We start from the raw sequence: 26,251 nt of genomic DNA on the forward strand, positions 1-26,251 counted from the left end.
CATACAGGACTTCCCGGCGCTCTCCGATCTGCCCCCACATCGGGCGATTCCGTGCGCAACGGTCGGTTTTGTATGCGCCGAAAGCCGTGCGGCACCTCAGGCCCAGGGCAGCGCCTTCTCGGCGATGCCGAACAGAGAACCGGCCAACAACCGGGAGCCGAGGACGCGGACGGCGCAGACCCCCTCGGCATCCGGGTTCGTCAAGGCGTCGGGATAGCCGGGTCCAGCGTTGCCGGCCGAGTCCAGATGGAACGGTGTCGACGAGATCGACAGTGCACCGGCCGCAGACGGATCGGCGCGCCCGGTCGCGGCCCGCACGATCTTCCGGCAGTCCCGGTCCAACGTCCGCTGGTCGCGGAATCCGTTGGACAGCATCGCGTAGGCGAACATCTCGTAGCGGTGCGGCTCTCGGCAGTCGATCACACCGGCCTGGTCGACCTCGATCGAGACATGGCAGCTGGCAAAGGCTGTCGGTAGCAGCCCGGTGCTCATCGCGTTCCGGATGGATCCGGAGTAGCTGGTTCCGGTGATCTGTGGGGTGACGACGCACGCCACCCAGTGCTGTCCGAAGGCAGCCTGCAGAGCGACCGGCACCATCTTGACGACCGACAGGGAGATGGGTTGCCAGCGAACATCTGTCGCCGAGGTGACGGGAGGTTTCCAACCCAGGTAGCCGGACAGATCAACGCACGGATCGACCGCGGCCGGGGCGGTGGAGTCCGGGGAAGCGGTGGGTGACTGGCTGATCCGGGCGACCTCGCCGTAGTGGGTCCCGGCGCAGCTGCCCAGCCGGTAGGACTGCTGGGCCGACACGAGTACCGCCGGGTCCGGCGGATTCTGCAGCAGGCACTGGCCGATGTGCGGGGGTAGCGGCACCGCACCCATGGACGCGCGCCCGGCCACGGCCTTCGGCTGCAGACTCGGTACCACCGCGGCAGTGAACAGCACCAGGGCCAGTATCAGCACACCCGTCGCGCGGCGATCCACCCGGTCACCGTAGCCGAGCAGGAAGCGGTGAGCGCGGCTACGGAACGACGGTGACGGGCCAGAGCCCGGCCCTGACCAGTCGGATCCCGATGGATCCCACGAGGCGGTGCCCCTGCGACGTGGAAGCCCCGACGATCACGGCGTCGGCGACGACCTTGGTGCAGACCTTGGAGATCTCGTTGAACGGATCGCCCTTGCGTTCGATGAATCGAGCGCGGATGCCCGCCTGGGCGGCCCCCGTCTCGACCTGGGCACGCAACTCGGTGGCGACGTCGTGCTGGGCCTCGTCGACCGCGGCCCCGGCCGCGGGGATGAAGTTGGCCATCGCCGATCCGCCGGCCACGTAGACCACCACCAGTTCGGCCCCCTGGCGACGGGCCAGTCCCGCCGCGTAGGACGCCGCCCGCAACGACGTGATCGAACCGTCGACCGCAGCCACGATGACCTTCGGCCCGTCGGTGCCCCGCTCGAATACCGATTCCATAAGCCCACTGTCCCCTTTGCCGGTCAGCCCAGCGGAACCGGGCCGTTGCCCAGGCCGAGCAGCGATCCGTGCAGCTTCGCACTGCCACTGGCATGGACGCCACAGGTTCCGTACGCGGTGTCGCCCTCGGCCGACGGTCGGGCGGCGGGGACCTCTGCCCCGTCGGCGCTCAACCAGTCGAGGAACACTTCCAGCTGGAGCCGCCCACCTGCGGTGGGATCGGGCATCCTGGTGGTGCGGAGCGCGAGCGTGCGGCAGGCCTGCAGCTGGGCGGCGGGACTCGACCGGTCCGTGGTCAGGTTGGCCTGGCCCAGGATCTGGTACGTGTGCCAGTCGTCGCAGGGCTCGGGGGCCGAGGTCACCGACAGGCTGGCGGAGCAGCTGCCGAACAGGTCCGGGAGCCGGCCGGAGGCCCCTGCGTTCCGGAGCGGAGCGGCGAATCCGACCGCGGCGTTGTTGTCGACACCCGGGTTGGCCACGAGGACGCAGGCCCCCCAGGTCTGGCCGGCCGCCTTCTGTCGCGCATCTGGTCCGGCGAAGGCGAAGCTCGCATTCAGCGTCGGAGTCCAGGCGGCCGGGTCGGTCGCATTTCCGGGAGACGGGTCGGCCAGACCGACGTAGACCAGGGCTTGCTGCGGGCAATGGTTCAGTAGCTCCCAGCCGGCGCCTCGGGTGTCCGGCTCGATTACGCCGGGACCGTTCGACAACGGATTCTTCTGCGGTGGGAGGTTCGGTAGCACCGCGGTGATCTCGCCGTAGTGGCGCGCCGAGCAACTGCCGTACTGCATCGGCGGGAGCACCACGTACTTGCTGCCCGAATCGTCGAAGATGGAGACTGGCGGAACGCTGGTGGTGCACGAACCGACGGCCGGTGGGCCCGGCACCGGAGTGGCCGTCGGGTGCCCGGATATCAGCTTCGTGGCGATGCGCGGAACGATGACGGCGGCCAGCAGCACCAGCACCAGCACCAGCATCACCACTCCGCCCGCCCTGCGGTCCATGGACACGAGGGTACGGCGTCGCCGCGCACGGCCCCGGACGCGGCGACTCGTACATTGAACCCATCATGGGAGATATCAGGCCTGGCATCGCGGCCCGTTCGAGGCGGGGCGGATGGCCCGTCGCGCTGGTGGCGATCGCGCTGGCGGCCGGCTGCACCGTCGGCGGGACGGCCGTGATCGCACCGTATCGGAGTGTTCCCCTGGAAAGCCTCTCGGCCGGGCCGATCGTCGCGTCCGTCGCCGGCGTGCTGGCGCTGGCCCCCGGCGGCGACGCCGTCGCGGTGGCCGACCCGGTGCACGGTATCTGCATCGCGGCCGTGCGCTCCGGTCCGGCGCCGTTCTGTGCCAAGGTCGAGCTCCGCGGGAAACTACCGGTCAGCGCGGTCTTCTCGCCCGACGGCGGGACGATTGCCCTCGGTCAGGACGTGACGGCCCAGGGAGACGGTCATGTCTGGCTGGTGGACGCTCGCACCGGCGACGCCCGTCAGGTCCCTTCCCCGGATGCGGCTGCGCCGACCGGGAGTGCGCCGGTCACGTCGCCCCGATCCTCCTACGTCTCGATGTTCTGGAATGGCGGAACGGGACATCTGCTGCTCGTCGCCAACGCCACCAACGCCATCGGCGCGACGACCCGACTGGTCGACGTCGATCCGGGATCGCTGGTCCCCAGGGTGGTGTCGCCTGCCACCGGTCCCTACGAGTTCCAGACGGGCAACATCGCCGGTGGTGGCCCGAGCGTGATCTTCACGGTGACCAGGGGAGACCAGATCCCGCCGAACCTGGTGGAGATCAACCTCGACAGCGGGATGCGCAGGGAGACGGGCCCTCTCGGGGCGGACGGAACGCAGTTGGTGCCGCTGGCGGTCTCCCCGGACGGATCGCAGGCGATCGTCGGCTCGGCCACCTACGGCGACGCCGGACCGCCTCGGCGTCTCGAGCTGGCGGCCCGAACCCTGACCGACATCGCCGGGCTCGTCGGGAACTTCGCGCTGGCCGGCTATTCACCGAACGGCTCGCAGATCGCGATGGTGTCCACCACGCCCGGCGGGCTCGTGGTGCAGGTGGCGGCGGCCGGTGGGGGAGCCGCCCGGACCGTCGGCCGGCTACCCGGTGTGCTGACGCGCGGCAGCCGGTTGACGTGGTCGGGCGTGGACGCGCTGAGCATCTCCAGCCCGACGCCGCTGGCCGTCGGCGCGGTGCTGGGTTGGAAGCTCCGCGGCTGACGGGGCGCGATCCGGGTCCGGCGGGCGTGATCATCCCGACCCGGGGCGGTTCCGGCAGCGACCGGCGGGCAGGATTGTGGCGTGAGCATCCAGGTAGTGGGCATCGGCGGGTCCGTCGACCCGGATTCGCAGTCGGAACGAGCATTGCGGGCGGTGCTGGCCGCCGCGAGGAAGCGAGGCGCGGTGACGGCGTCCTTCACCGGCCGTGCGCTGGACTTCGCGCCCTATCACTACGGCGCGGCGCTTCCCGAGACCGCCAGGGACTACATCGAAGCGGTACGCACGGCCGATGCCGTCGTGATCGCCTCGCCCGGCTATCACGGGACCGTGTCCGGGCTCGTCAAGAACGCGCTGGACTACCTCGAGGAACTGCGGACCGACGCCCGCCCGTATCTCGACGGGCGGCCCGTCGGGGCGATCGCGGTGGCCAAGGGCTGGCAGGCCGCCAACGGCACGCTGTCGACCATCCGTCAGGTCATCCATGCGCTGCGCGGTTGGCCGACGCCGCTGGGTCTGACGATCAACAGCGCGATGACCACGTTCGACGCGTCCGATGTCACCGAAGATCCTGGTGTGGCCACGTCCACCGACCTGCTCGCCGGGCAGTTGGTCGACTTCGTGCGCCGGGTGGCCCGCGACTGACGGCCGTGCGGGTGGGGCCGGGGCGGTCCGAGTGGCGTCGACGGCCAGGCCGGCCGTGGACCCGCGAGAGGACTCAAGACGATGACGTCGGGCAGCACTTCACCAGGAATCACAGGTTCGCCCACCGAGTTGCTCCGAGCGGCCCGGGAGTTCCTGGTCGAGCACCGCACCGACTACCCGACGGCGGTTCGCGACTTCCGTTGGCCCCGGCCGGAATACTTCAACTTCGGCCTCGACTGGTTCGACGTGATCGCTGCGGAGCACCCGTCGCGTCCAGCGTTGTCGATCGTCGAGGAGAACGGTGACTCCGGTTCCTGGACTTACGGCCGGATGTCGGCGAGGTCCGACCAGGTGGCCGCGTGGCTGCGCGGACTCGGGGTGCGGCGCGGGGACCGGATCATCCTGATGCTGGGCAACCAGGTCGAACTCTGGGAGGTGATCCTCGGTGCGATCAAGCTCGGAGCCGTCCTCATCCCGGCGTCCACCCTGCTGGCCACCGATGACCTGCGGGACCGGGTGGAGCGCGGGCAGGCGGCCTTCGTCGTCGCGCGGGACGCCGACACCGGGAAATTCGATGCCATTTCCGGTGATTTCGTTCGGATCGCGGTGGGCGAGGCCGTACCGGGTTGGATCGCCTACTCCGACAGCGCATCGGCACCGGGTGTTTTCGAGCCCGACGCCCTGACGAGGGCGGACGACACCTTGCTGCTCTACTTCACCTCGGGGACGACGGCATTGCCGAAGCTGGTCGAGCACACCCACGTCTCGTACCCGATCGGGCACCTGACGACGATGTTCTGGTTGGGCCTCCGACCCGGCGACGTGCATCTGAACATCTCCTCGCCCGGCGGGGCGAAACATGCCTGGTCCAACGTCTTCGCGCCCTGGATCGCCGGCGCGACCGTGTTCCTGTAGAACTACACGCGGTTCAACGCCGGCGAGTTGATGCGGGTGATGGGCGAGAACCACGTGACCACCTTCTGTGCGCCGCCGACGGTGTGGCGGATGCTGATCCAGGCCGATCTCTCGGCTCTGGCGACGCCTCCGCGTGAGGTGGTCGGAGCCGGTGAACCGCTGAACCCTGAGGTGATCGAGCAGGTCCGGCAGGCCTGGGGTGTGACCATCCGTGACGGTTTCGGCCAGACGGAAACCACCCTGGCCATCGGGAACTCACCGGGCCAGGCCGTCAAGGAGGGCTCGATGGGCCGCCCCATGCCAGGTTTCGCGGTCGCGCTCGTCGACGTGACCTCCGGCGTCGTCACGCCCGTCGACGGCTCGGCCGTCGGTGAGGGTGAGATCTGCCTGGACCTGGGCAGGCGGCCCGTGTCGCTGATGGCCGGTTACCACGGCGACGCCGACCGGACCGCCGAGGCGATGGCCCAGGGCTACTACCACACCGGCGATGTGGGCTCGGTGGACACCGACGGCTACATCACCTACGTGGGCCGCGCCGACGACGTGTTCAAGGCCTCGGACTACCGGATCTCGCCGTTCGAGCTGGAATCGGTGCTGCTGGAGCATGAATCGGTCGCCGAGGCTGCGGTGGTACCGTCGCCGGATCCGCTCCGACTGGCCGTGCCGAAGGCCTACGTGGTGCTGGCGGGTGGCTCGCCACCGGACCGCGCGACCGCGGCGTCGATCTTCCAGTACTCGATGGATCACCTGTCCCCGTACAAGCGGATCCGCCGTCTCGAGTTCGCCGACCTGCCCAAGACCATCTCCGGCAAGATCCGCCGGGTCGAACTCCGCAGCCGGGAGGACCTGATCCACGCCGTCGGGGCCGTCGAACCCTCCACCGAGTTCCGGCTCGAGGACTTCCCGGAACTCCGCCCCTGACGCCCCCCGCTCTGACCCCCGCGCGTAACCCTCGCGCTTATCAACTTCGACGGCGCTCATGAACGTCGCGACCTTGGGACGCAAGGGACAGAAATCGATCCGTTGATGAGCGCGGCGCAATCCGGGAGCCACGCGACCCAGGCGGACGTCAGGCGCTCGGCATCCCGAGAGCCTGCCGGGTGAAGGAGATCTCGCAGGCCACCTGACGAATGCGCTCCTGCACGACCATCGACCCGTGGCCGGCCTCGTACCGGTACTGGGCGTACCCGGGGGTATAGCTGCCGTCGGCGGCCCGCGAGGCGAGAGCGTCGAGGTAGGTGTCGATCTGACGGATCGGGCAACGCGGGTCGTTCTCCCCGGCCAGGATCAGCAACGGCGCGACCACCTGATCGACGTAGGTCAGCGGTGAGGAGTCGACGTAGGCCGATCGCACCTCGTCGGGCGAGCCGCCGAACAGCGCCCGGTCGTACGCCCGGAGCGGTTCCATCTCGTCTTCGTAGGCCTGCAGGTAGTCGGCCACCGGCACGCCGCCGATCCCCACGGCCCAACGCGACGGTTGGGTGCCGAGTCCGAGCAGCGTCAGGAACCCGCCCCAGGAGTAGCCGGCGAGGACCGAACGGGCCGGGTCGACGACGCCTGCCGCGACCAGGTGGTCGTGAACGGCGGCGACATCGGCCAACTCGACGTGGCCGATCCGTTCGGACAGGGCGTCGCGCCAGGCCGACCCGTAGCCGGTGGAGCCTCGGTAGTTGACGTGCACGACGGCGAAGCCGGCATCCAGCCAGGCCGCTCGTGTCGCGTCGTAGGAGTCCTCGTCGGCCGCCGCCGGGCCGCCGTGCAGGAAGAAGACCGTCGGCAGGGCGGTGTTGGACCGGTCGGGCTCGGCCGGTGCCCCCCAGCCGGCCGGTCGGGCGATCAGGGCGTGGATATCACCCCCGGGTCCCTTCACCCACAGATCGGAGACCGGCTGCGAACTGGGAGCCGTTCCACCGGGCGGCAGCAACAGGGACGAGTCGGAGGTGGCCGCCGGTGCGAGGCTGCGGAGTTGACCCGGCTGCTCGGAGCTCGACCAGCGGTACCAGATGGTGCCGTCCGGTCGGACGAGCGCGCCGGAGATGACGCCGGGCGCCGCGGGTAGGTCCACCATCGATCCGTCGGCCAGATCGTAGTAGTGCATCGTGGTGCGGCCGGCACGCGTGTGCACGACCAGCAGCGACTGTCCGTCGGGGTAGAAATCACCCGAGATGTCTCCGGGCAGGTCGATCTCGAGCTCGGTGACCTCACCGGTGAGGACGTCCCAGATGAGCAGTTCGTCGCGTCCGTGACGTTCGTGCCCGACCAGCACCCGCTGGTCCCCGGGCACCGGGGAGAAGGTGATGGCCGACAGACCCTTGCCGGGAGAGTCGTCGAGTTCGGCGAGCACCCTGCCATCGGACACCGAGATCGCACGCAGGGCCGGGTATCGGGAGTCGCCGTGTTCGGAATGCGCAAGCAGCCAGATGGTCTCGTCACGGGAGAGGCCGTCGACGCCGGCGTCACCGGCGTGTCGGTAGACGATCGCCGGCTGCCGGCCGTCGACCGAGAGGTGGATACGAGTGCCGTCGTCGTCGGAGAAGCCGGCGACCACGACGTTCCGTCCGACCTCCAGGCCGGCGGGGTAGCCGGGCGCCACCCCGGGCATGGCCGGCACGGCGGCGCCCGGGTCGCTGCCGAACGGCTGCTGCTGCCACTGACCGAACTCGTCCCCGTCGGTGTCGTCGAACCACAGCACACTGCTGCCGTCCGCCGAAAGGGTGCCGTGGGAGGTGCCGTCCGGCCGGTCGGTGGAGACCAAATGGGTTCCGGCCGCTATGTCCCAGCAGTACAGCTCATACCGGCCGTTGGCGTTGGAGACGTAGACGGCGCGGTCCGGGACGTCTCGGGCGGGATCGGCGAGGCTGATCCGGGTGGCCGAGAAGCGTTGCTGCCAGGTTCGTTCGACGCCCTCGTCGCTGAAGAGCCGTGGCGGAACCACCGCACTCGGATGAGGTGGGCGGACACCGGTCGATCCCTGCGCAGGAGGGGCTCCACGGTCATCGGGGGCAGCGTTCATGGCCTCATCCTGCCTGCTGTTCGCGCGTTCGCGTGCCATCGACGAGCTCGGGATGACAAACTCCTTCCCATGGCTGCATCCGTGCCGGCCGGCTGGTACCCAGATCCCTCCGGCGCCCAGGCGCTCCTGCGCTGGTGGGACGGCAGCACCTGGACGGAGCACACCCAGCCGGTGCAGCCCACCCCGGCGGCCCAGCAGCAGCCGTACGGCCGGCCGGGCCAGCCGTCGGGGAGTTACCCCGCCACTGCGGCGACGAGCCAGGGACATACCTACGGTGACCAGACGTTCGGCGGGAACATGCAGGTGGGCGGCCCGGCGGCCGCCGGTTATCGCTCACCGATGACGGAACAGAACATCTTCGTCAGCCAGAAGCGCAAACTCATCGAGGTGACGGCCGAGTATGCCGTGTTCGCGCAGGACGGCGGCCAGATCGGCATGGTGACCGAGGTCGGTCAGAGCGCCGCCAAGAAGGCTATGCGAGTGCTGACGAGCTTCGACCAGTTCATGACGCACCGGCTGGAGGTGCGGGACATGAACGGTCAGGTGCTCATCATGCTCACGCGTCCGGCGAAGGTCCTCAAGTCAACCTTGATCGTGCAACGCAGTGACGGTTCCGAGGTCGGCCGTCTGGTGCAGCGCAACGTGTTCGGCAAGATCCGGTTCGGTCTGGAGTCCGCCGGCCAGGAGATCGGCTCGCTGAACGCCGAGAACTGGCGGGCCTGGAATTTCTCCATCCAGGATCACACCGGCGCCGAGGTCGCCAGGGTGACCAAGACCTGGGAAGGGTTGCTGACCACCATGTTCACGTCAGCCGACAAATACATGGTGCAGATCCACCGGCCGCTGTCGGATCCGATGCTTTCCCTGGTGGTGGCGGCTGCCCTGACCGTCGACACGGCACTGAAGCAGGATTCGCGTGGACTGAACTAGCGGCCCCGTCATCGGGTCGGACTATGCAATTGCGTTGATCGAGTTTAAAGGCTCGGACTATGCAATCGGGTCGACCGGAAAGTGATGCGAGTAAACCGACCGTCTGTGGGCGCAAACTGATGGCATGAGCGAGGGCGCCCTTTCAGTCGACCAGCCTCCGGTCCCTGGACTGTCGGTCGGTGCAGTTGCCGCAGTGCTCGGCGTTGCCCCCGGCACGTTGCGCAGTTGGGGACGGAGGTATGGCCTGGTACCGGCCGGGCGTAGCGTCGGCGGCCACCGCCGCTATACCGAATCCGACACCCGGACCCTCGTCCGGATGCAGGCTCTGGTCAACGCAGGTGAGACGCCCTCCCGAGCGGCGAGCATCGTGCGCAGCGACCCCGACCGGGGGTGGCGCAGCGGTGCGGAACTCGCATTGGTTCGGACGGCCGCTGCTCCCGAGCGGGGACATCGGAGCCCACGGCGGCAGGGCACCGGCCCACCCGGCGGCCCAGGGGGTCGGGTGTTGGCTGTCCCCGGTGCTTCCGCGCAGGTTCGAGGCCTTGCGCGGGCGGCGGGCAAGCTCGACACCCAGGCCGTCGCCACCATCATCGAGCACCATCTGCGGACCACAGGCGTGATCCCCACCTGCGACGATCTCCTGCGACCGGTGCTGGTGGCAGTGGGCGCCGCCTGGGCACGAACCGGCGGGGGCATCGACGTCGAGCACGTCCTGAGCGAGGCGATCATGGACGCGCTGCGTGCGCACCGGGCCCGGCAGTTGCCACCGCGCGCCTCCGGTCCGGTGCTGCTGGCCGGATCGGCCGAGGAGATGCACGTGCTGCCGCTGCACGTGATCGGTGCCGCTCTGGCGGAGCACGGGCTGCCGACCGTCCTGCTCGGGGCGCGTGTCCCCACGGCAGCCCTGGCCTCGGCGGCGCGCCGCACGAGGGCCTCCGCGGTCTTCGTGTGGAGGGGACGAACGTCCGCCGACAAGACCGACCTCCGGGAGCTGCCCCCGTTGCGACCTCGACTTCGAGTGGTCGTGGGAGGTCCGGGGTGGCAGGACGTGCCATTATCTGCCGACATTCATCGCGCCCATTCGCTCGCGGACGCGATGGCGAAACTCCAACACGGTTCCGGCGCTGAAAAACTTGTGCAAGTGGCCGCCGGTCAGAAATAGGTCTATAACAGATCTCACGGCCAGCCGGTCCGTTCTCCACGCTTCTACCCCTGGCTTGCGGTGACCAAATGGTCGCCATCGCCTCCCTACAGAAAGGGTGCCCAGTCATGTCTCTCGCCGCCGCGGTACATATCCAATCCTTGACCGCGAGCAACTTCTCCACCGTCTACAACCTGTTCTCCCTGGTGATCGCCAGCATGTTGTTCACCGCCATCTACCTGCTCGCATCGCAGCGACGAGTAGCGCCCAGGTACCGGAACGCGATTGTGATCTCGGCGGTCGTCTGCGGGATCGCCGCCTACCACTACTTCAGGATCTTCAACAACTTCGAAGCCACCTACCCGGCCGGTGCGACGGTGGACTCGGCGCACCAGATTTCCAATGTCGTCTTCAACGAGGCCTACCGGTACGTCGACTGGCTGCTGACCGTTCCGCTGCTGCTGATCGAAACCGTCGCGGTGATGAGCCTGTCGCGCGGTGAGTCTCGCTCACTGCTGTTCAAACTGGTACCCGCTGCGGCGGTCATGATCGGGCTCGGTTACCCGGGTGAGGAGGCGTCTTCCACCGGCGGCCGTCTGCTGTGGGGCGGTCTGTCCACGCTGGCGTTCGTCTTCATCGTCTACGTGATGTACACGGAACTGGCGCGCTCGGTGGTCAACCAGCCGGCTGAGGTGCAGCCGCTGATCAAGAGGCTCCGACTGGCACTCGTCGTGCTCTGGTGCGCGTACCCGATCGCGTTCCTGTTCCCCGTGTTCGGTGGATCGTTCTTCGGCGGCGAGGGAGGATTCGTCCTGCGTCAGGCGGGCTACTCCATCGCCGACATCCTGGCCAAGGCCGCATTCGGCCTGGTGATCTACCAGATCGCCAGGATCCGCAGTGGCTTGGAGGATCCGGCGTTCGAACTCGGTCATGGTGACGCCCCGGTCAGCGCCCCGCGGAGTGCGACCCGCGCGGCGTGACCGACGAGTCCTGATCGACGAGTCCTGACCGACGCAGATCGGTGAGGTCGTTCATCCGGTAGACCGGGGCGTGTGCCCAAGAGGAAGAGGTGTTGCGGGCCATGTCGACGAGCCCCTTCCTCCTGGGTGCATTCGCCCCGGTCTACCGGGAGAGCACGGCCATCGCCTTTCCCGTCACGGGACGTATTCCGGAAGGTCTGGATGGCCTGTTCACCCAGATCGGACCGAATCCGATCAGGCCTCCCCGCCACACCGATCTGCAGCGGTATCAATGGTTCGCACAGGACGGAATGGTCAGCGGAGTTCGCCTGCGCGGTGGGCGGGCGGAATGGTTCCGCAACCGTTGGATCCGTTCGACCAGGGTGACCAGGGCGTTGGGAGAGCCGCGTACCCCCGGGCGCCGGAACTTCCCGATCGGCACGGTGCACACGAACGTCATCAGCCACGCGGGCATGTTGTTGGCCCTGGTCGAGACCGGTTGTACCGCAGTCCAACTCGATGACGAGCTGAAGACGGTCCGCTACACCGACCTCGGCGGGGCGCTTCCGCACGGTGCCGGGGCGCACCCGAAATATGACCCGGCAACGGGTGAGCTGCACGCTCTGGTCTACACGCCCCTGCGGACGTGGGCCGAATACACGGTGATGAACCAGGCCGGGGAGCTCCGGTCGTCGAGGCGCATCCGTCTCGGCGGTCGGCCGATGATGCACGACATCGCGCTGACGGTCAACCATGTCGTGATGTTCGACCTGCCTGTCCGGTTTCTCATGGGGTCGGCGGTTGCAGGCCGGTTCCCCTACCGGTGGGACGAGAACCATCAGAGTCGAATCGGTGTGATTCCCCGCGGCGGGAACGGGGACGTGCGCTGGTTCCCGATTTCCCCTTGCTTCGTCTTCCATACCGTTCATGCCGAGGAATCGGACGACCACATCCGCCTCCGCGCGGTGAGGTACCGGCGCCTGTTCGACTCGGGTGCCGCGGATCCGCTGACCCAGGCCGGTCAACTCTGGGAATGGACGATCGATCTCGCGGCCGGATCGGTGACCGAACGACAGGTCGACGATCATCTGCAGGAGCTTCCGCGGATCAACCCGGAGTACCTGACCGGGCCGTCGAGATTCCACTATGCGATCACCGCAGGACCCGATCGAATTGCCTCGCACAGTCCGGACTCGCTGCTCAAATACGACAGCATCGCCGGGTCGACGCAGGTTCGCCGTTCGGCGCCCGGCACCATTCCCACCGAGGCGCTCTTCGTACCCCGTCCGGTATCAGGGGAACCGCTGGATTCGACGGGCGAGGACGACGGCTGGATCCTGCACTTCTCGTTCGACGCACGACGAGGGGCCAGCGATCTCCACATCCTGAGTGCTAGAGACTTCACCGGCGAACCCGTCGCCATCGTCCATCTCCCGGTCAAGGTGCCCTTCGGGTTCCACTCCAGTTGGATCCCCGGGTCGGATCTCAGCCGCTGACCGGTGGCTGCGCTGTTGAACGTGGCGGTTCTGGGGCTGGTGGGACGTGAGTCGACGAGTTCGTGAGCGCCGTCGAAGTTGATCAGTGCGGAGGGGGTATCAGCGCAGAGGGGGTATCAGCGGGGAAGGGTCGATCAGCGGGGAAGCAATCGTCCGATGACGACGGTCGCGTAGAGTTCGTCGGCGGTTCTGACCTCGGCGTCGAAACCGTTGTCGCGCATGATGTCCAGCGTCCCCGCGGCCAGGCTCTCGCCGGTCTCGATCATCAGTCGGCCGCCGGGCGCCATCCACGGTGGCGCGCCGGCGATCACGAGGCGCTGGACGTCCAGCCCGTCGGCGCCGCCGTCCAGAGCGACCCGCGGTTCGTACAGACGGGCCTCGGGCGGCATCATCGCGATGGAGTCGGTCGGCACGTAGGGCGCGTTGACCACCACGACATCGATCCGCCCGCGCAGACCGGCCGGGAGTGGCTGGTAGAGATCGCCCTCCCAGACGGAACCGCCGAGCGGCTCCACGTTGCCGCGGGCACTGCGCACGGCGGACGGTTCGACGTCACAGGCGTGCAGCTCGACCGGCATCCGGCGGGCAATGGCGGCTCCGATGGCCCCGCAGCCGCAGCACATGTCCAGGACGACCGGTACACGCGTCGGCGACGTCAGATCGCCCTGCAGAGATCGAACGGCGCAGTGCACGAGGAACTCGGTACGGCGGCGAGGCACGAACACGCCGTCGGCGACCCCGATCCGCAACCCGCAGAACTCCGCGAATCCCAGGATGTACTCGAGCGGGCGGCCCCCGACCCGTTCCCCGACCATCAGATCGAGTTCGGCGACGCACTGCGCCGCCGATATCAGCAGAGCCGCCTCCTGCTCCGCGAACACGCAACCGGCCGCACGAAGGGTGCCGACGACAGCCGTCACCGACGCGGGCGGGGCATGCATCGGCAGGGACTCTCCTCGGGCGGGACGACGAACCTTGACGCCATCATCCCAGCCCGCGCCGACGAAGGGCCCCGCGCCCACTCGCGCGGGAACGGGGCCTACGAGCGTCAGACCGAAGGATCAGACGCGTGGCTCAGACCTCGAAGGATCAGAACGAGGCGGTGTCGATGACGAACCGGTAGCGCACATCGCTGCCCACCACGCGGTCGTAGGCCTCGTCGATCTGATCGCCCGAGATGACCTCGATCTCCGCCCCGAGGTGGTGCTCGGCGCAGAAATCGAGCATCTCCTGCGTCTGACGAATGCCGCCGATACCCGAGCCGGCCCAACTGCGGCGCTGTGACAGCAGCGAGAACACCGGAACCTCCATGGGTTCGCCCGGCGCACCGACGCTGACGATGGTGCCGTCCAGCCTCAGCAGCGAGAGGTAGTCGCCCATCGGCAGTGGGGCGGACACGGTGTTGATGATCAGGTCGAACGTACCCGCCAGGTCCTTGAAGGTCTGCTGGTCGCCGGTCGCGTAGAAGTGATCTGCACCCAGTTTCAGCCCGTCGTCCTTCTTCGACAGCGTCTGGGACAGCACGGTGACCTCGGCGCCGAGGGCGTGCGCGATCTTGACGCCCATGTGGCCGAGGCCACCCAGGCCGACGATCGCCACATTCTTGCCCGGTCCCGCACCCCAGTGCTTGAGCGGAGAGTAGAGCGTGATGCCGGCGCAGAGCAGGGGTGCTGCGACGTCGAGGGCGACGCCCTCCGGGATGGCCAGGACGAAGTCTTGGTCGACGACGATGTGGCTGCTGTAGCCGCCGTCGGTGGGCCGGCCGTCCTTGCCGATCGAGTTGTAGGTGCCGGTGTTGCCCTTCAGGCAGTACTGCTCCTCGCCGGCCAGGCAGTTCTCGCACTCGCGGCAGGAGTCGACCATGCATCCGACACCGACCCGGTCACCGACCGAGTACTTGCCGACGGCCGAGCCGACCTCTTCGACGGTGCCCGCGATCTCGTGCCCGGGGACGAGGGGGAAGTGTGCTGTGCCCCACTCCTCGCGGGCGGTGTGGATGTCCGAGTGGCAGATGCCCGCGAAGGCAACCTTGATCAGGACGTCGTTCGGCCCCAGATCACGGCGCTCGATGGTGGTCTTGGCGAATGGTTCCTTCGCTGCGGGGGTGGCGTAGGCGGTGACAGAACGCACGAAATGTTCTCCTTGTTCGGTGCCGACCTGACGCGACCCGAGTCTCGGGTCGGTCGGTCGACGGTGTGATCGGACGGGTCCGACGGACCGCCCTGGATGGGGGGTCCTCGTGACGGGCGGCGGATGCTGCACCGCCGGCCGCGAGGCGCCTGCGTCGTTGCAGAGCGAAGCCGACATACCCGGTACCCGGCCGGGGAGGCTGCAAAACCCGGGGACCGGCACCACCGGAGATCGATACCACCGGGATCGGCACCACCCGGCAGGCGTTGTTACGGCTCGGTGACAGCTCGTCCCACCACGGCGCGGCGCGCGGCGGCTCGAGCGCGGACCCGAATAGCTTTTGACCTGTCCACCCGCGTTCATCCTTCTGGATGGCCGCCAGCCTTGGGAGATCGAGATGACCATCCGCATCCAGCAACAGGATCCGACCGCAGCGAAGGTCCAGTTCGTGCTGCCAGATGACGTCCATGACGGTGCCGTGTCCGTCGTCGGCTCGTTCAACGGCTGGCGGCCCGGGGCTCACCGACTGATCAGGCGCAGCAACGGAACTCGCAGCGTCAGCGTCGCCATCCCGCTCGGCCAGGAGGTGCGTTTCCGCTACCTCGGGGTCGGCGGTGTCTGGTTCGACGACCCCGACGCCCACGAGATCACCGGTGAGGGTTCACTGCTCCGGGTGTGATGAGAGGGGTGCGCTACTTCAGCAGAGATTGCAGCGCAGTCACCTTGGCCCCCACGGGGGTCGACCAGTCGTCTTCGACCAGACCCCCGGTGTTGCCCTCCGGATTGAAGGCCCAGTAGCCGAAGCTCATCTTGTTCTGGTCCAGATAGCTGACCAGGGCACCCATCCACTGCCGGTCCGAGGTGCTCTCCAGCTTCGTACCGAATTCGCCGAGCAGCACGGGGGCCAGGTTGTTCTTCTGGAGATAGCCGAAGTTCCTGTCCCACATGCCCGGAAGGTTCGCGGGGTAGTTCTTCGCGGTGAACCACGGATGCATGTTGACACTGGACGGGAAATCGTGCGGGGAGTACACCAGCTGGTGCGCCACGCCCAGCACGACGGGATGGGCCGCAACGTCCTGCAGCTCGCCGCCCCACTGCGCGTAGGTTCCTGCGGCCGACTTCTCTATGCCCTCGACGATGATCAGCAGGTGCGGGTCGGCCGCACCGACGGCGTCACCGGCTCTCTTCGCAGCCGCGGCCCAGTCTCGCGCGGCCACCCCGCATCCCCAGCAGGCGCTGCCGTGCGGCTCGTTGTCCAGGTCGGCACCGACGACGGCCGGGTCGTTGCGGTAGCGCTTGGCGAGCATGACCCAGTCGGCGATCCACGTGCTCTCGGGATAGGCGGCGGTGTACCAGAGTTCTGACTGTGCAGCCGAATCCGGCCGATGCCGATCGAGGATCACCCGCAGTCCATGGGACCTGGCCGAGGCCACGACGGCATCCATGATCTGCAGTGGTGTCTTCTTCTGCAGGTCCGGGTTCCTGGTCGCGTCGATACCAGTGGCGGGGGTGCGCTGCTGGAGGCACTGGCTGGAGTAGGGCAGCCGTATCGTGTTGAAGCCGAGACCGGCGATCGTCGTCATTCCGCCGTCGAGGCTGATCTTCCACAGACCGTCGGGGGCGCAACTGGCCGTTTCCAGCCCGAACCAGTTGGCGGCCCTGATGCGAAACGGCGTTCCGGCTGCATCGAGGATCCGGGATCCGGAGGTATGCAGCCGGGTCAGCGGTGGGCCGGTCACCATTGTCGCGGTGGACGCGGACGTGGTTTTGGCACCCGATGGCACTGGGATCGTCTGCGATCCGGTCGTGAACTGCTGCGCCGCATCGACGAGGAACTGCGGGCGGCGGGTGTCTACTCGCGCGGGCGATTCGGCGGATGGCGCTACGAGTCGTGCAACCAGGACTACAGCTCTAATGCACCGGATCGTGATGGCTGCGGTGCGCTGCAGAAATGGCATCGTGAGTGTCAGGTCGGACGCCGACCACCGTATCCAAGGCCCGGCCATGGCGCGGGACATCACACCGGGTAGTCGGAATCATCCCATCAGGCATACCGGGGGCGCATTGGGATGAGAGGGGCTTCCAGGCGCCGGTGTTCGTCGATTCCGCACGTAACTTTAAATGGTGACCACCACTGGAACCGAAGGCTCCCGCGCGACTCCGGTCGCGCCTGAGGTCTTGTACCGTAGGGGACCTCGGCCTTGACGCGGCTGTTCGGCATCCGCGTCCTCATCGTCGTCACGCTGGCCTTCGGCATCGACTACGTCGTGTGGCGGTGGTTCTTCTCGGTGAACTGGTCGCAGTGGTGGATCGCCGTGCCGTTGGTGATCGTCGAGACCTACAGCCTGATCGACTGCATGCTCTTCGGCCTGACCATGTGGAAGCTCAAGGAGCGACCCGAACCCGGACCGCCGCCGGACGACGTCAGCGTCGACGTGTTCATCACCACCTACAACGAGCCCATCGACCTGGTGATGAACACCGCGATGGCGGCCAAGGCGATCACCTACCGGCACAAGACCTGGGTGCTGGACGACGGCAACCGGCCGGAGATGCGCGCCGCCGCCGAAGCCGAGGGAATCGGCTACATCACGCGCTCTGAAGAGTGGGTCGGGCACTCCCGACATGCCAAGGCGGGCAACCTGAACAACGCCCTCGGGGCCACCGACGGCGAGTTCATCCTGATCCTGGACGCCGACCAGGTGCCGAAGCCGACCATCCTGGACCGCACTCTGGGCTACTTCTCCGACCCGGCCGTCGCGCTCGTCCAAACCCAGCAGTTCTTCATCAACGTGCCCACCGAAGACCCACTCGGCAGTCAGGCGCCATTGTTCTACGGCCCCATCCAGCAGGGCAAGGACGGGTGGAACGCAGCCTTCTTCTGCGGCTCCAACGCAGTGCTGCGCCGCGAGGCGATGATGCAGATGGGCGTCCGTGGTTACGTGAAAGAGGTCGAGCAGTCGATTCGAAAGGCCCTCAAAGCCGCGGACCAGGTGCTCACCAAGGCCCGCAGGCGGGGCGCCGCGACACCGGGCGAGGCCACCGCAATCAATCGGGTGTCGGCGGCCGTCGGAGTGGCCAACCAGCAACTGGCCAGGGGCGAGCTGCTCGCTGAGATCACCTTCGACTTCCAGCTGGCGGTCGATGACGCCACCCATGACGTGGTGTCAGCGGACCTGGCCGCGCTGGAGGCCGATCTGGCCGAGATCAACCGGCTGTCAGGCGGTTCGGATCACCCGGGCGGTCTGCTGGTCGACGACGCCGCGGTCGAGGCGCTGGCGCGTCGGGACTGGTCGCCGCTGGGCGCCCTCGAATCGGTGCGGGCACTGGTCAAGACCATCGACGTCGACCGGTTCGACGAAGCCCAGCCGGTGATGCCGATGGCCACCATCTCGGTCACCGAGGACATGGCCACCGCGATGCGGCTCCATTCGCACGGTTGGAAGACGGTCTACCACCACGAGTCCCTCGCCGACGGCCTCGCCCCCGAGGACCTCAACACGATGTTGACGCAGCGGCTGCGCTGGGCGCAGGGCACCATGCAGGTGATGATGCGCGAGAACCCCCTGACGCAGAAGGGTCTCAGCACGCCGCAGCGGTTGATGTACTTCGCCACCATGTGGAGTTACCTGTCGGGCTTCGCCGCCCTGGTGTACATCGCCGCCCCGATCGTCTACCTCTGCTTCGGTGTCCTTCCGGTGCATGCCTTCAGCCTGGACTTCTTCATCCGGTTGATCCCGTTCCTGCTCTGCAACCAACTGCTCTTCGTCGTCATCGCGAGGGGGATACGCACCTGGCGGGGCATGCAGTACAGCCTGGCGCTGTTCCCGGTGTGGATCAAGGCCTTCACCACCGCTTTCGGCAATGTGCACTTCGGCAAGAGCCTCGGTTTCGCCGTCACCCCCAAGACCAAGCAGGAATGGTCGCCGCAGTGGGGTCTGATCCGGCCGCAGTTGATCGCGATGTCGGCGCTGTTCATCGCCTGCATCGTCGGTGTCATCCGGATGTTCGAAGGTCACGCAGCCGTCAGCAGCACCCTGATCAACATCGCCTGGGTCGGCTTCGACCTGCTGTTGCTCGGAACCGTCATCACCGCCGCCAGGTACCGCGGCTTCGTCGCCCATGAACCGAGTGAGAAAGGTGTGTCCGTCTGATGATCTTCGACGTCGAGTATCCGCAGGAGGGCGCAGCCGTGATCACCGCGAACGGCCGGCTGAACATGGTGGCGGCGCCCAGGCTCCGTGAGCTGATCACCGTCACCGTCAACGACAAGGGTTGCTCCCGGGTGGTGGTCGACCTCAACGACACGGAGTTCATCGACTCGTCCGGGCTCGGCGCGCTGATCGCCGGTCTGAAGACGGCGCGGACCGCGGGCGGGGACCTGCGCATCGCCCGTCCCCAGGAGCAGATCACCACGGTGTTGGAACTGACCAACATGCATCGGGTGCTCCGGTCCTACGCCAGTGTGGCCGAAAGCCTCGCGTGAGCGCGGCCACCACCCTGGAACGCACCCTGCAGCACTGCGTGCAGCCGGCCGACCTGGACCGGATCCACGAGTTGCTCGCCGACTTGTTCAGCGATGCAGGGGATGTCGACGGGCGGGACCGGATCGGCTTCGAGTTGGCCGTGATCGAGGTGGCCGGCAACATCGCCGAGCACAGCAGCCGCAGCCCGGGCTTCACCTGCGATCTGGTGATACGGATCCAGCCGGACCGGCTCGAGGCGGAGTTCCGCGACAGCGGCGAGGAGATCACGGTGGATCTCGATGACGCACAGCTGCCGGACGACCTCGCCGAGAGCGGTCGCGGGCTGGCCATCGCACGGGCCGCCGTGAGCGAGTTGACCTACCTGCGCGAGGGGTCGGAGAACACCTGGCGGATCCGGCGTGACCGCACGGTCGTCGAGCCTGCTCCGAGCGTCGCCAACCCCCGCCGTCTGAAGGCGGCACAGACCGCGGCGCCCCGACCCGGCATCGTGCTGGTGGTGGAGGACGACCCGGACCTGGGTGGTTTCCTGCGTGCCGCGCTGGAGCGGAAGGTGGACCGGAAGGTCCGGCTGGCCGAGAACGCGCTCCTGGCCATGAAGATCCTCTCCGAGGAGTCGGTGGACGTCCTGCTGACCGACATCCAGATGCCCGGGATGACCGGTCTGGAGATGGTCAGCAAGGTCCGTCAGAGTTTTCCGGCCCTGCCGATCATCATGATGACGGCGCATGCAAGTGTCGACTACGCCATCTCCGCGTTGCGTCATCAGGTGGACGAGTTCCTGGTCAAGCCGGTCTCGGCTGCGCAGTTGGTGCCCAAGGTCAAGGACCTGGCCGCTCGCGGCGCCGCCGCCCGCCAGACCGCCCGCGCGCTGGCGAACGCGGATCCGGCGGCGACCGCCGAGGCGGAGATGGTGCGCCTCGAGCGGGAGATGCTCCAGGACCTCGCGAACACGATGGGCCTGCAGACCAGCCTGTCGCAGCAGCTGGAGCAGGCCGCGAAGGTGCAGCGAGACCTGTTGCCGCGCAAAGCTCCGGTGCTGGCGGGCTGGGATCTGGCCGGTACCTGCGTGCCGTCCTTCGCCATCGGCGGCGATTTCTACGACTGGTACCCGCGGGCCGGGGGGGTCGAGTTCGTCGTCGCCGATGTGATGGGCAAGGGCATCCCGGCGGCGCTCGTCACGGCCACCGTCCGCGCGGTGATGCGCGGTATCGATCTCTCGGCCGGCCCGGGGCAGTCGATGCGGACGGCAGCCGCCCTGCTCACCCACGACCTGGAGGAGACCGGCACCTTCGTCACGATGTTCCTGGGTCAGTTGGACGGCGCCAGTGGAACGCTTCGGTACGCCGATGCCGGGCACGGGCTCAGCCTGCACGTCAGGGCCGACGGTTCGGTCGGCCAGTTGGTCAGCGACGACCTACCGCTCGGCGTCGAAACCGGTGTCCCCGGGGTGATGTCGCGGGGGGAGCGCGAGATCACCCTCGGGCCGGGGGACAGCCTGGTGTCCTTCAGCGACGGCCTCTTCGATCTGCTCGGCGGTGATCGCCAGGCCATCGACGAGATCGCGGCGATCATCTCCGGTGCCCGGTCCTGCACCGACATCATCGACCGGGTCACCGCTCTGGCGTCCGGGAACACCCTGATCGACGACGTCACCGTGGTCGCGCTGAGACGGGACAGCTCGGTCCCCGCGCTGACGACCACTGTTCCCATCGTCACGGAGGAATCATGACCACGCCGTACCACGTGCTGGTGGTCGAGGACGATCCGGACGTCGCCGAGTTCGTCAAGCTCGTTCTGATCAAGCGGGCCGGGATGGTCGTGCAGATGGCCAACAACGCGAACCTCGCCTTCGAACTGTTGCAGCAGCACGAGTTCGATGCCCTGATCACTGATATCGAGATGCCCGGCGCCTCGGGTCTCGACCTGGTGGCCAGGGTGCGGCAGCTCCGCCCACAGCTTCCCATCGTGGTGATGACGGCGCACGCATCGGTCGACTACGCCGTCACCGCCCTGCGTCACGCCGCCGACGAGTTCCTCACCAAGCCGATCGCCTCCGCCTACCTGGCGGCGCGGATGACAGCCCTGGCCGAGCGGGGCAGGGCCGACCGCATCGCCGCAGCCGGTCAGGTGATCCTGGCCATCGGCGCCCACCCCGACGATGTCGAGATCGGTGTCGGTGGCCTGCTCGCCGCGCACCGGGCCGGCGGCGACTCGATCGTCATCCTCACCATGTCCAGGGGCGATCGGGGCGGTGACCCCAACGACCGACAGCACGAATCACTGGCGTCCGCCGACCTTCTCGATGCCCGGCTGTTCCTGGAGGATCTGGTGGACACCAAGATCGGCCCGGCCGACCCGACCGTCTCGATCATCGAGCGGGTGGTCGCCGAGGTGGCGCCGAGCATCGTCTACACGCACTCGTCGCACGATCGTCACCAGGATCATCGGGCCGTCCATCAGGCGACGACGGTGGCCACCCGTCGGGTGCCCACCGTCGCGTGCTACCAGAGTCCCTCCGCCACCGTCGATTACCAACCCAACAGATTCGTCCCGATCGACGGGTTCACCGATGCGAAGATGGCTCTGCTGGCGTGCTTCGCCTCGCAGAGCGACGTCCGCGCCTACCTGGAGCCGGACTTCGTGCTGGCCACCGCCAGGTACTGGTCGCGATTCGGCGGCGGCCGCAGTTGCGAGCCGCTCGAGGTCATCCGCGACACCTCCGGGATCGGGCAGGTCGGCACACCGTCCCGGCGGGTCGCGGCTCCTCTGCCCGGTCTGGTCTGAGCAGATGACTTCCCTCCCGACCGAATCCCCCACTCCCACCGCCGGCCCGGCGCCCGCCCCGGACATCGCGCCGCCGGCCGGTCCTGATCCGACCGTGCTGATCGTCGACGACGAACCAGACCAGTTGGGACTGCTGACCGCGTATTTCACGCGGGCCGGCTGCACCGTCATCGCACTGTCCACCGGTGAACAGGCGCTCGCGCTGCCGAGTGCGATCCCGCTGGACCTGATGCTGCTGGACCTCCTGCTGCCGCGGATCAACGGCTGGGAACTGACCAAGCGGCTGCGCGAGCGCCACCCCGGCTGCCCGATCGCCATCACCTCGATCCTCGAGCCCGAGCACTACCCACAGGCGGACGCCGTCCTGCCCAAACCCGTGACCAAGGCGCAGATCCGACAGTTGCTCGCGACGACGATCCCGAGATGGGAACCGAGATGACAGTGGTAGCAGAGCAGTTGGGCGACGCCCCGCACGTCCCGTTGGTGGTGATCGCCGATGACGACGCAGACATCCGCCGGCTCGTGGAGGTGGCGGCCGGCCGGGCCGGCGCGATCGTCGGAGCCAACGTCGCCGATGGCCTCGCCGCCCTCGAGGCGATCCGGGAGCTGCGTCCGGACCTGGCGATCCTGGACGTCTCGATGCCGGGCATGGACGGACTGGATGTCTGCCGAGCTGTCCGGGCGGAGGATGGCATGCGGGGCACCAAGATTCTGCTGCTGTCCGCTGCCGTTCATCCGGAGGCGATCAAGGCCGGCCGCCTGGCCGGTGCAGACCTCTACGGACAGAAACCATTTCGGCTCAAAGTACTGCAGGAACAGATTCTCGGGCTGTTGAGCATCCAGTTGTCGGCGCGATGAGCGGGGCCGGGCTCCTCCAGCGGCCGGCCGCCCTGACCACCGGACGGCCGAAGCAGAACGACATGGTGCGTCACCTCCACCGGCTCGCGTCCGACCCGAACTCGGTGCTGGAAAGGCAGCTGTCCATCGCGGTCGTCTTCGCGTTGTCGTTGTCGGTGCTGGCGCTTCCGTTCTCCCGCGGGGCGAGCAGTGCCGGGGTGTTGGTGGCCGCGGTGTTGATGGCCGCGAGCACCGCGGCCGCCTTCGTCCTCCACCGGCCGGCCTACCACTGGCGAACGGCGGCCATCGTGCCCCTGGTCGACATCCTGGCGGTCGGATTCCTGCGCGCCGCGACCGGCGGGCCCTCCTCGGTGTTCGGAATCATGCTGGTGCTGCCGGTGATCTCGCTCGGCGTGGAGCCGGGCCGACTGCCGCTGCTGTTCGGCGGAATCGTCACCGTCGGCGCCATGATGCTGCCGCTGGCCTTCAATTCGGCCGCTTTCGCCGGGGGCCAGTGGATCAGGGTCTTCTTCACGCCGATCATGCTGGGTCTGACGTGCGTCTTCGTCAGCGTGCTGACCAGGCGCCTTCGCTCTCGGGTCCGGGCCGTCGAGCAACTGCGCGGTGACCAGGAGATCCTGCTCGCTGCGGCCCAGGATCACGCCGATGCCAGTGCCTCGGCCTCTGCGTTGCTCCGCGAGTCGGCCAATCAGCTGTCCAGCATCATCGACGGCGTGACCGAGCAGGCCATCATCGCCACCGATCCCGCCGGGCGCATCGAGATGTTCAACTCGGGCGCCCAGAAGATGCTCCGCGTGGCGGCCCACGACGTGATCGGTCGCTCCATCATCGACCTGGACTGGGCGCGGGAGCCGGCCCAATCCGGCGATCAGCCACGGACACCGTCGACGGCCGGCCGGTTCGCGGCGCTGGTCGCCGGCGTCCGCCCCGGTCGGCCGCAGCTCGGTGATCACACCTATCAGGCGAACGGCCGCCCGCCCATGCAGATCCAGGTGGCGATCACCGCCCGCCGCGATGCCGCCGGTGACATCGACGGATTCCTCTTCGTCGGCACCGACGTCACCGTCGATCGTGAGGCGGCCAAGATGAAGGACGAGTTTGTCAACCTGATCTCGCACGAATTGCGGACTCCGCTGAGTTCCATTCTCGGCTACCTCGAACTGATCGCCGACGACGACGACAATCCGTTGTCGGACGAGCAGCTGAAGTATCTGGCGACCGTCGACCGAAATGCGAACCGGCTGCTGCGACTGGTCTCCGATCTTCTGTTCACGGCTCAGGTCGAATCCGGTCGTTTTCATCTGCAGAAGGAATCGGTTGACCTGCAGGCACTGGTGGTGGCGGCGCTGGAAACGGCCACTCCGGGTGCAACTGCGCGCAACGTGGCGTTGCGGATGTCCGTCCCGCCGGAGGCCGTGGACGTCTGGGGCGATCCCGGCCGGCTCGGGCAGGCGGTGGACAACCTCATCTCCAACGCGGTCAAGTTCACGCCGGCCGGTGGCCGGGTCGTCGTCACCCTCGGCACCACCGACGAACCGGAGCCGAGGGCGCTGATCGGCGTCACCGATACCGGTATGGGCATTCCGCCGGACGAGGTGGACAGATTGTTCTCGAGGTTCTTCCGGGCCTCCACCGCGACCGCCAATGCCGTTCCCGGTGTGGGATTGGGCCTGACCATCACCAAGGCGATCGCCTCTGCACACGGCGGCGAGATCCGGGTGGCCAGCACGGTGGGGGAGGGAACCATCTTCGTCCTGGACCTGCCGAGGATGGCGAAGGCACCCATTCCCGTGCCGGCGTCCTGAGGTTTTCGCGCGATAGACGCCCCGATCGAAATGGATCGGCTTTTCGGACGAGGGGTGGGGCGATGTCGGCGATGACTCGTCAGGTGGGTAGCAGTGCAGTGATGGCCGGATGAAGCTCCATTCGGCCATGACCGGCGATCTGACGGCCGGGGCGCCACCGGCGGACGTCGGGTCGATCGTGTCCGCAGGTCGGGTCCGAACTCTCTTCCAGCCGATCGTGGACCTCGAGTCCGGTGCGGTCGTCGGCTACGAGCCGTTGAGCCGGGGACCCTCCGGGCCGCTGGAGGCACCGGACCTGCTGTTCGCCGCCGCCCGGGAGGCGGACCTCCTGCAGGAACTCGACGAGCTCTGTCGCGCAACGCGCTGGGCACCGCCAGGTCGGCCGGGATCGGTGATCCGATGACGCTGTTCGTCAACGTCGAACCCGAGACGGTCAGCGAACTGTTCCTGGAACGCCTGGTCGCTTCGGCGCAGGAGGTCGACCCGTGCCTGCAGCTGGTGCTGGAGATCACCGAACGTGCCCTGGACTCCCGGCCCGCCGAGTTGCTGCGGATCATCCGCCGGTTGCGCAGGGCGGGCTGGCGGATCGCGATGGACGACGTCGGCGCCGACGACCTGTCGTTGGCCTTCATGTCGCTGCTGCAACCCGACATCATCAAACTGGACATGTCCCTGGTGCAGGGCCGGCCGACCCAGGGCGGCGCCCAGATCATGAACGCCGTCAACGCCTATGCCGAGCGGACCGGCTGCCTCATCCTGGCCGAAGGCATCGAGACGGCCACTCATCTGGAGATGGCACGCGCCCTGGGGGCCCGGCTGGGTCAGGGCTGGATGTTCGGTCGTCCGACCCGGGTGGTGCCACCGGCCGCGGCGGTCCGACGGCTCGGTTTCCGGGCGCAGATCGTTCCGGAAGCGGTCTACTCGCCGTTCGAGGACCTGACGACCGGCTTGACCGTCCGTCGATCGACCAAGCTGCTGCTGGTCCAGGTCAGCAAGACGCTGGAGGCCGAGGCGGCGCTGCTGGGTACGACCGCCCTGGTGCTGTCGACGTTCCAGGAGGCCAAGAACTTCACCACGGCAACGGCGGACCGCTACCGGAGGCTGGCGCAGAAGGTCGGCTTCGTTGCGGTGTTCGGCCGTGGGGTCACCGCGGAGCCCACGGCGGGTGTGCGCGGAGGCGACCTGCACCCCGACGACCCGATCGTCGGTGAGTATGACATCGCTGTGCTGTCACCACATTTCGGCGCCGCGCTGCTGGCCCGCGACATCGGTGACGCCGGACACGACGAGGCGCGCCTGTTCGAGTTCGTCGTGACCTACGACCGCAGGATCGTCGAGCGGGTGGCCGAGACGCTCCTGACCCGCATCCGCCCCGCCAGGTGATCCACGGTTGATC

General features: G+C 67.9%; 23 protein-coding genes and 1 pseudogene. 17 read left to right on the plus strand and 7 right to left on the minus strand.

Annotated elements, in window-relative coordinates:
* Positions 1-96: 96 nt before the first annotated feature.
* The 3 genes from H7F38_RS07345 to H7F38_RS07355 are packed head-to-tail and all read right to left on the minus strand — an operon-like array spanning position 97 to position 2,472.
* Positions 97-987: a septum formation family protein gene (locus tag H7F38_RS07345; RefSeq protein WP_187093504.1), complete on the minus strand. Its 891-nt coding sequence runs from the start codon at positions 985-987 to the stop codon at positions 97-99.
* A gap of 37 nt (positions 988-1,024) precedes the next feature.
* Complete coding sequence (locus H7F38_RS07350) at positions 1,025-1,471, minus strand: universal stress protein (protein WP_187093505.1); 447 nt, start codon at positions 1,469-1,471, stop codon at positions 1,025-1,027.
* Positions 1,472-1,494: 23 nt separating this feature from the next.
* Positions 1,495-2,472, minus strand: coding sequence for a hypothetical protein (locus tag H7F38_RS07355; protein ID WP_187093506.1), 978 nt, complete (start codon positions 2,470-2,472; stop codon positions 1,495-1,497).
* 65 nt (positions 2,473-2,537) lie between these two features.
* On the opposite strand from H7F38_RS07355, the gene H7F38_RS07360 reads away from it, so the two are divergent.
* From H7F38_RS07360 to H7F38_RS07370, 3 genes and pseudogenes are all read left to right on the plus strand, one after another.
* Entirely contained in the window at positions 2,538-3,695 is a 1,158-nt protein-coding gene (locus tag H7F38_RS07360; protein WP_187093507.1) for a hypothetical protein, read from the plus strand.
* A gap of 81 nt (positions 3,696-3,776) precedes the next feature.
* Positions 3,777-4,337 carry an NADPH-dependent FMN reductase gene (locus tag H7F38_RS07365; RefSeq protein WP_187093508.1) on the plus strand — a complete coding sequence of 187 codons (561 nt, stop codon included), beginning with the start codon at positions 3,777-3,779 and terminating at the stop codon, positions 4,335-4,337.
* An 81-nt stretch (positions 4,338-4,418) separates the two neighbouring features.
* A pseudogene (locus H7F38_RS07370) lies at positions 4,419-6,173 on the plus strand (AMP-binding protein).
* Between the two features lie 148 nt (positions 6,174-6,321).
* Here the strand turns inward: H7F38_RS07370 and H7F38_RS07375 are convergent.
* Entirely contained in the window at positions 6,322-8,265 is a 1,944-nt protein-coding gene (locus H7F38_RS07375; RefSeq protein WP_187093509.1) for a prolyl oligopeptidase family serine peptidase, read from the minus strand.
* 69 nt (positions 8,266-8,334) lie between these two features.
* Between H7F38_RS07375 and H7F38_RS07380 the strand changes: the two genes are divergently transcribed.
* The 4 genes from H7F38_RS07380 to H7F38_RS07395 all read left to right on the plus strand — a co-directional run bounded on the left by H7F38_RS07380 (position 8,335) and on the right by H7F38_RS07395 (position 12,791).
* Positions 8,335-9,195, plus strand: a complete 861-nt coding sequence (locus H7F38_RS07380; RefSeq protein ID WP_187093510.1) for a phospholipid scramblase-related protein — start codon at positions 8,335-8,337, stop codon at positions 9,193-9,195.
* Positions 9,196-9,319: 124 nt separating this feature from the next.
* Positions 9,320-10,357, plus strand: a complete 1,038-nt coding sequence (locus tag H7F38_RS07385) for a MerR family transcriptional regulator (RefSeq protein ID WP_187093511.1) — start codon at positions 9,320-9,322, stop codon at positions 10,355-10,357.
* A 107-nt stretch (positions 10,358-10,464) separates the two neighbouring features.
* Complete coding sequence (locus tag H7F38_RS07390; RefSeq protein WP_187093512.1) at positions 10,465-11,316, plus strand: bacteriorhodopsin-like; 852 nt, start codon at positions 10,465-10,467, stop codon at positions 11,314-11,316.
* Positions 11,317-11,417: 101 nt separating this feature from the next.
* On the plus strand, positions 11,418-12,791 hold the full coding sequence (locus H7F38_RS07395; protein WP_187093513.1) for a carotenoid oxygenase family protein: 1,374 nt from the start codon (positions 11,418-11,420) through the stop codon (positions 12,789-12,791).
* Positions 12,792-12,925: 134 nt separating this feature from the next.
* On the opposite strand, the gene H7F38_RS07400 is transcribed toward H7F38_RS07395, so the two are convergent.
* The gene (locus H7F38_RS07400; protein ID WP_187093514.1) at positions 12,926-13,732 is read right to left on the minus strand and encodes a putative protein N(5)-glutamine methyltransferase; all 807 of its coding nucleotides are present in this window, start codon (positions 13,730-13,732) and stop codon (positions 12,926-12,928) included.
* 148 nt (positions 13,733-13,880) lie between these two features.
* The gene (locus tag H7F38_RS07405) at positions 13,881-14,921 is read right to left on the minus strand and encodes an NAD(P)-dependent alcohol dehydrogenase (protein ID WP_255498279.1); all 1,041 of its coding nucleotides are present in this window, start codon (positions 14,919-14,921) and stop codon (positions 13,881-13,883) included.
* Positions 14,922-15,318: 397 nt separating this feature from the next.
* On the opposite strand from H7F38_RS07405, the gene H7F38_RS07410 reads away from it, so the two are divergent.
* Complete coding sequence (locus tag H7F38_RS07410; RefSeq protein WP_187093516.1) at positions 15,319-15,600, plus strand: isoamylase early set domain-containing protein; 282 nt, start codon at positions 15,319-15,321, stop codon at positions 15,598-15,600.
* A gap of 13 nt (positions 15,601-15,613) precedes the next feature.
* Here H7F38_RS07410 and H7F38_RS07415 read toward each other — a convergent pair whose 3' ends face one another.
* Entirely contained in the window at positions 15,614-16,660 is a 1,047-nt protein-coding gene (locus H7F38_RS07415) for a glycoside hydrolase family 5 protein (RefSeq protein WP_222618522.1), read from the minus strand.
* Positions 16,661-17,122: 462 nt separating this feature from the next.
* On the opposite strand from H7F38_RS07415, the gene H7F38_RS07420 reads away from it, so the two are divergent.
* The 9 genes from H7F38_RS07420 (at position 17,123) to H7F38_RS07460 (ending at position 26,238) form a co-directional block, all read left to right on the plus strand.
* Positions 17,123-19,075, plus strand: a complete 1,953-nt coding sequence (locus H7F38_RS07420; RefSeq protein ID WP_187093518.1) for a glycosyltransferase family 2 protein — start codon at positions 17,123-17,125, stop codon at positions 19,073-19,075.
* Entirely contained in the window at positions 19,072-19,407 is a 336-nt protein-coding gene (locus tag H7F38_RS07425) for an STAS domain-containing protein (RefSeq protein ID WP_370531341.1), read from the plus strand. Before H7F38_RS07420 ends, H7F38_RS07425 begins: the two co-directional genes overlap by 4 nt.
* Positions 19,404-21,137, plus strand: coding sequence for a SpoIIE family protein phosphatase (locus tag H7F38_RS07430; RefSeq protein WP_187093520.1), 1,734 nt, complete (start codon positions 19,404-19,406; stop codon positions 21,135-21,137). Before H7F38_RS07425 ends, H7F38_RS07430 begins: the two co-directional genes overlap by 4 nt.
* Positions 21,134-22,192: a response regulator gene (locus H7F38_RS07435; protein WP_187093521.1), complete on the plus strand. Its 1,059-nt coding sequence runs from the start codon at positions 21,134-21,136 to the stop codon at positions 22,190-22,192. Before H7F38_RS07430 ends, H7F38_RS07435 begins: the two co-directional genes overlap by 4 nt.
* A gap of 4 nt (positions 22,193-22,196) precedes the next feature.
* On the plus strand, positions 22,197-22,631 hold the full coding sequence (locus H7F38_RS07440) for a response regulator (RefSeq protein WP_187093522.1): 435 nt from the start codon (positions 22,197-22,199) through the stop codon (positions 22,629-22,631).
* On the plus strand, positions 22,628-23,050 hold the full coding sequence (locus H7F38_RS07445; protein ID WP_187093523.1) for a response regulator: 423 nt from the start codon (positions 22,628-22,630) through the stop codon (positions 23,048-23,050). The genes H7F38_RS07440 and H7F38_RS07445 overlap by 4 nt, the downstream gene beginning before the upstream one ends.
* A complete protein-coding gene (locus tag H7F38_RS07450; protein ID WP_187093524.1) occupies positions 23,047-24,855 on the plus strand; it encodes a cell wall metabolism sensor histidine kinase WalK in 1,809 nt (602 codons plus the stop codon). The genes H7F38_RS07445 and H7F38_RS07450 overlap by 4 nt, the downstream gene beginning before the upstream one ends.
* A 109-nt stretch (positions 24,856-24,964) precedes the next feature.
* Positions 24,965-25,258 carry an EAL domain-containing protein gene (locus H7F38_RS07455; RefSeq protein WP_187093525.1) on the plus strand — a complete coding sequence of 98 codons (294 nt, stop codon included), beginning with the start codon at positions 24,965-24,967 and terminating at the stop codon, positions 25,256-25,258.
* The gene (locus H7F38_RS07460) at positions 25,255-26,238 is read left to right on the plus strand and encodes an EAL domain-containing protein (RefSeq protein ID WP_187093526.1); all 984 of its coding nucleotides are present in this window, start codon (positions 25,255-25,257) and stop codon (positions 26,236-26,238) included. The genes H7F38_RS07455 and H7F38_RS07460 overlap by 4 nt, the downstream gene beginning before the upstream one ends.
* The last annotated feature ends 13 nt before the right edge of the window (positions 26,239-26,251 follow it).

The sequence above is a fragment of the Nakamurella sp. PAMC28650 genome (assembly GCF_014303395.1).
Classification (GTDB): Bacteria; Actinomycetota; Actinomycetes; order Mycobacteriales; family Nakamurellaceae; genus Nakamurella.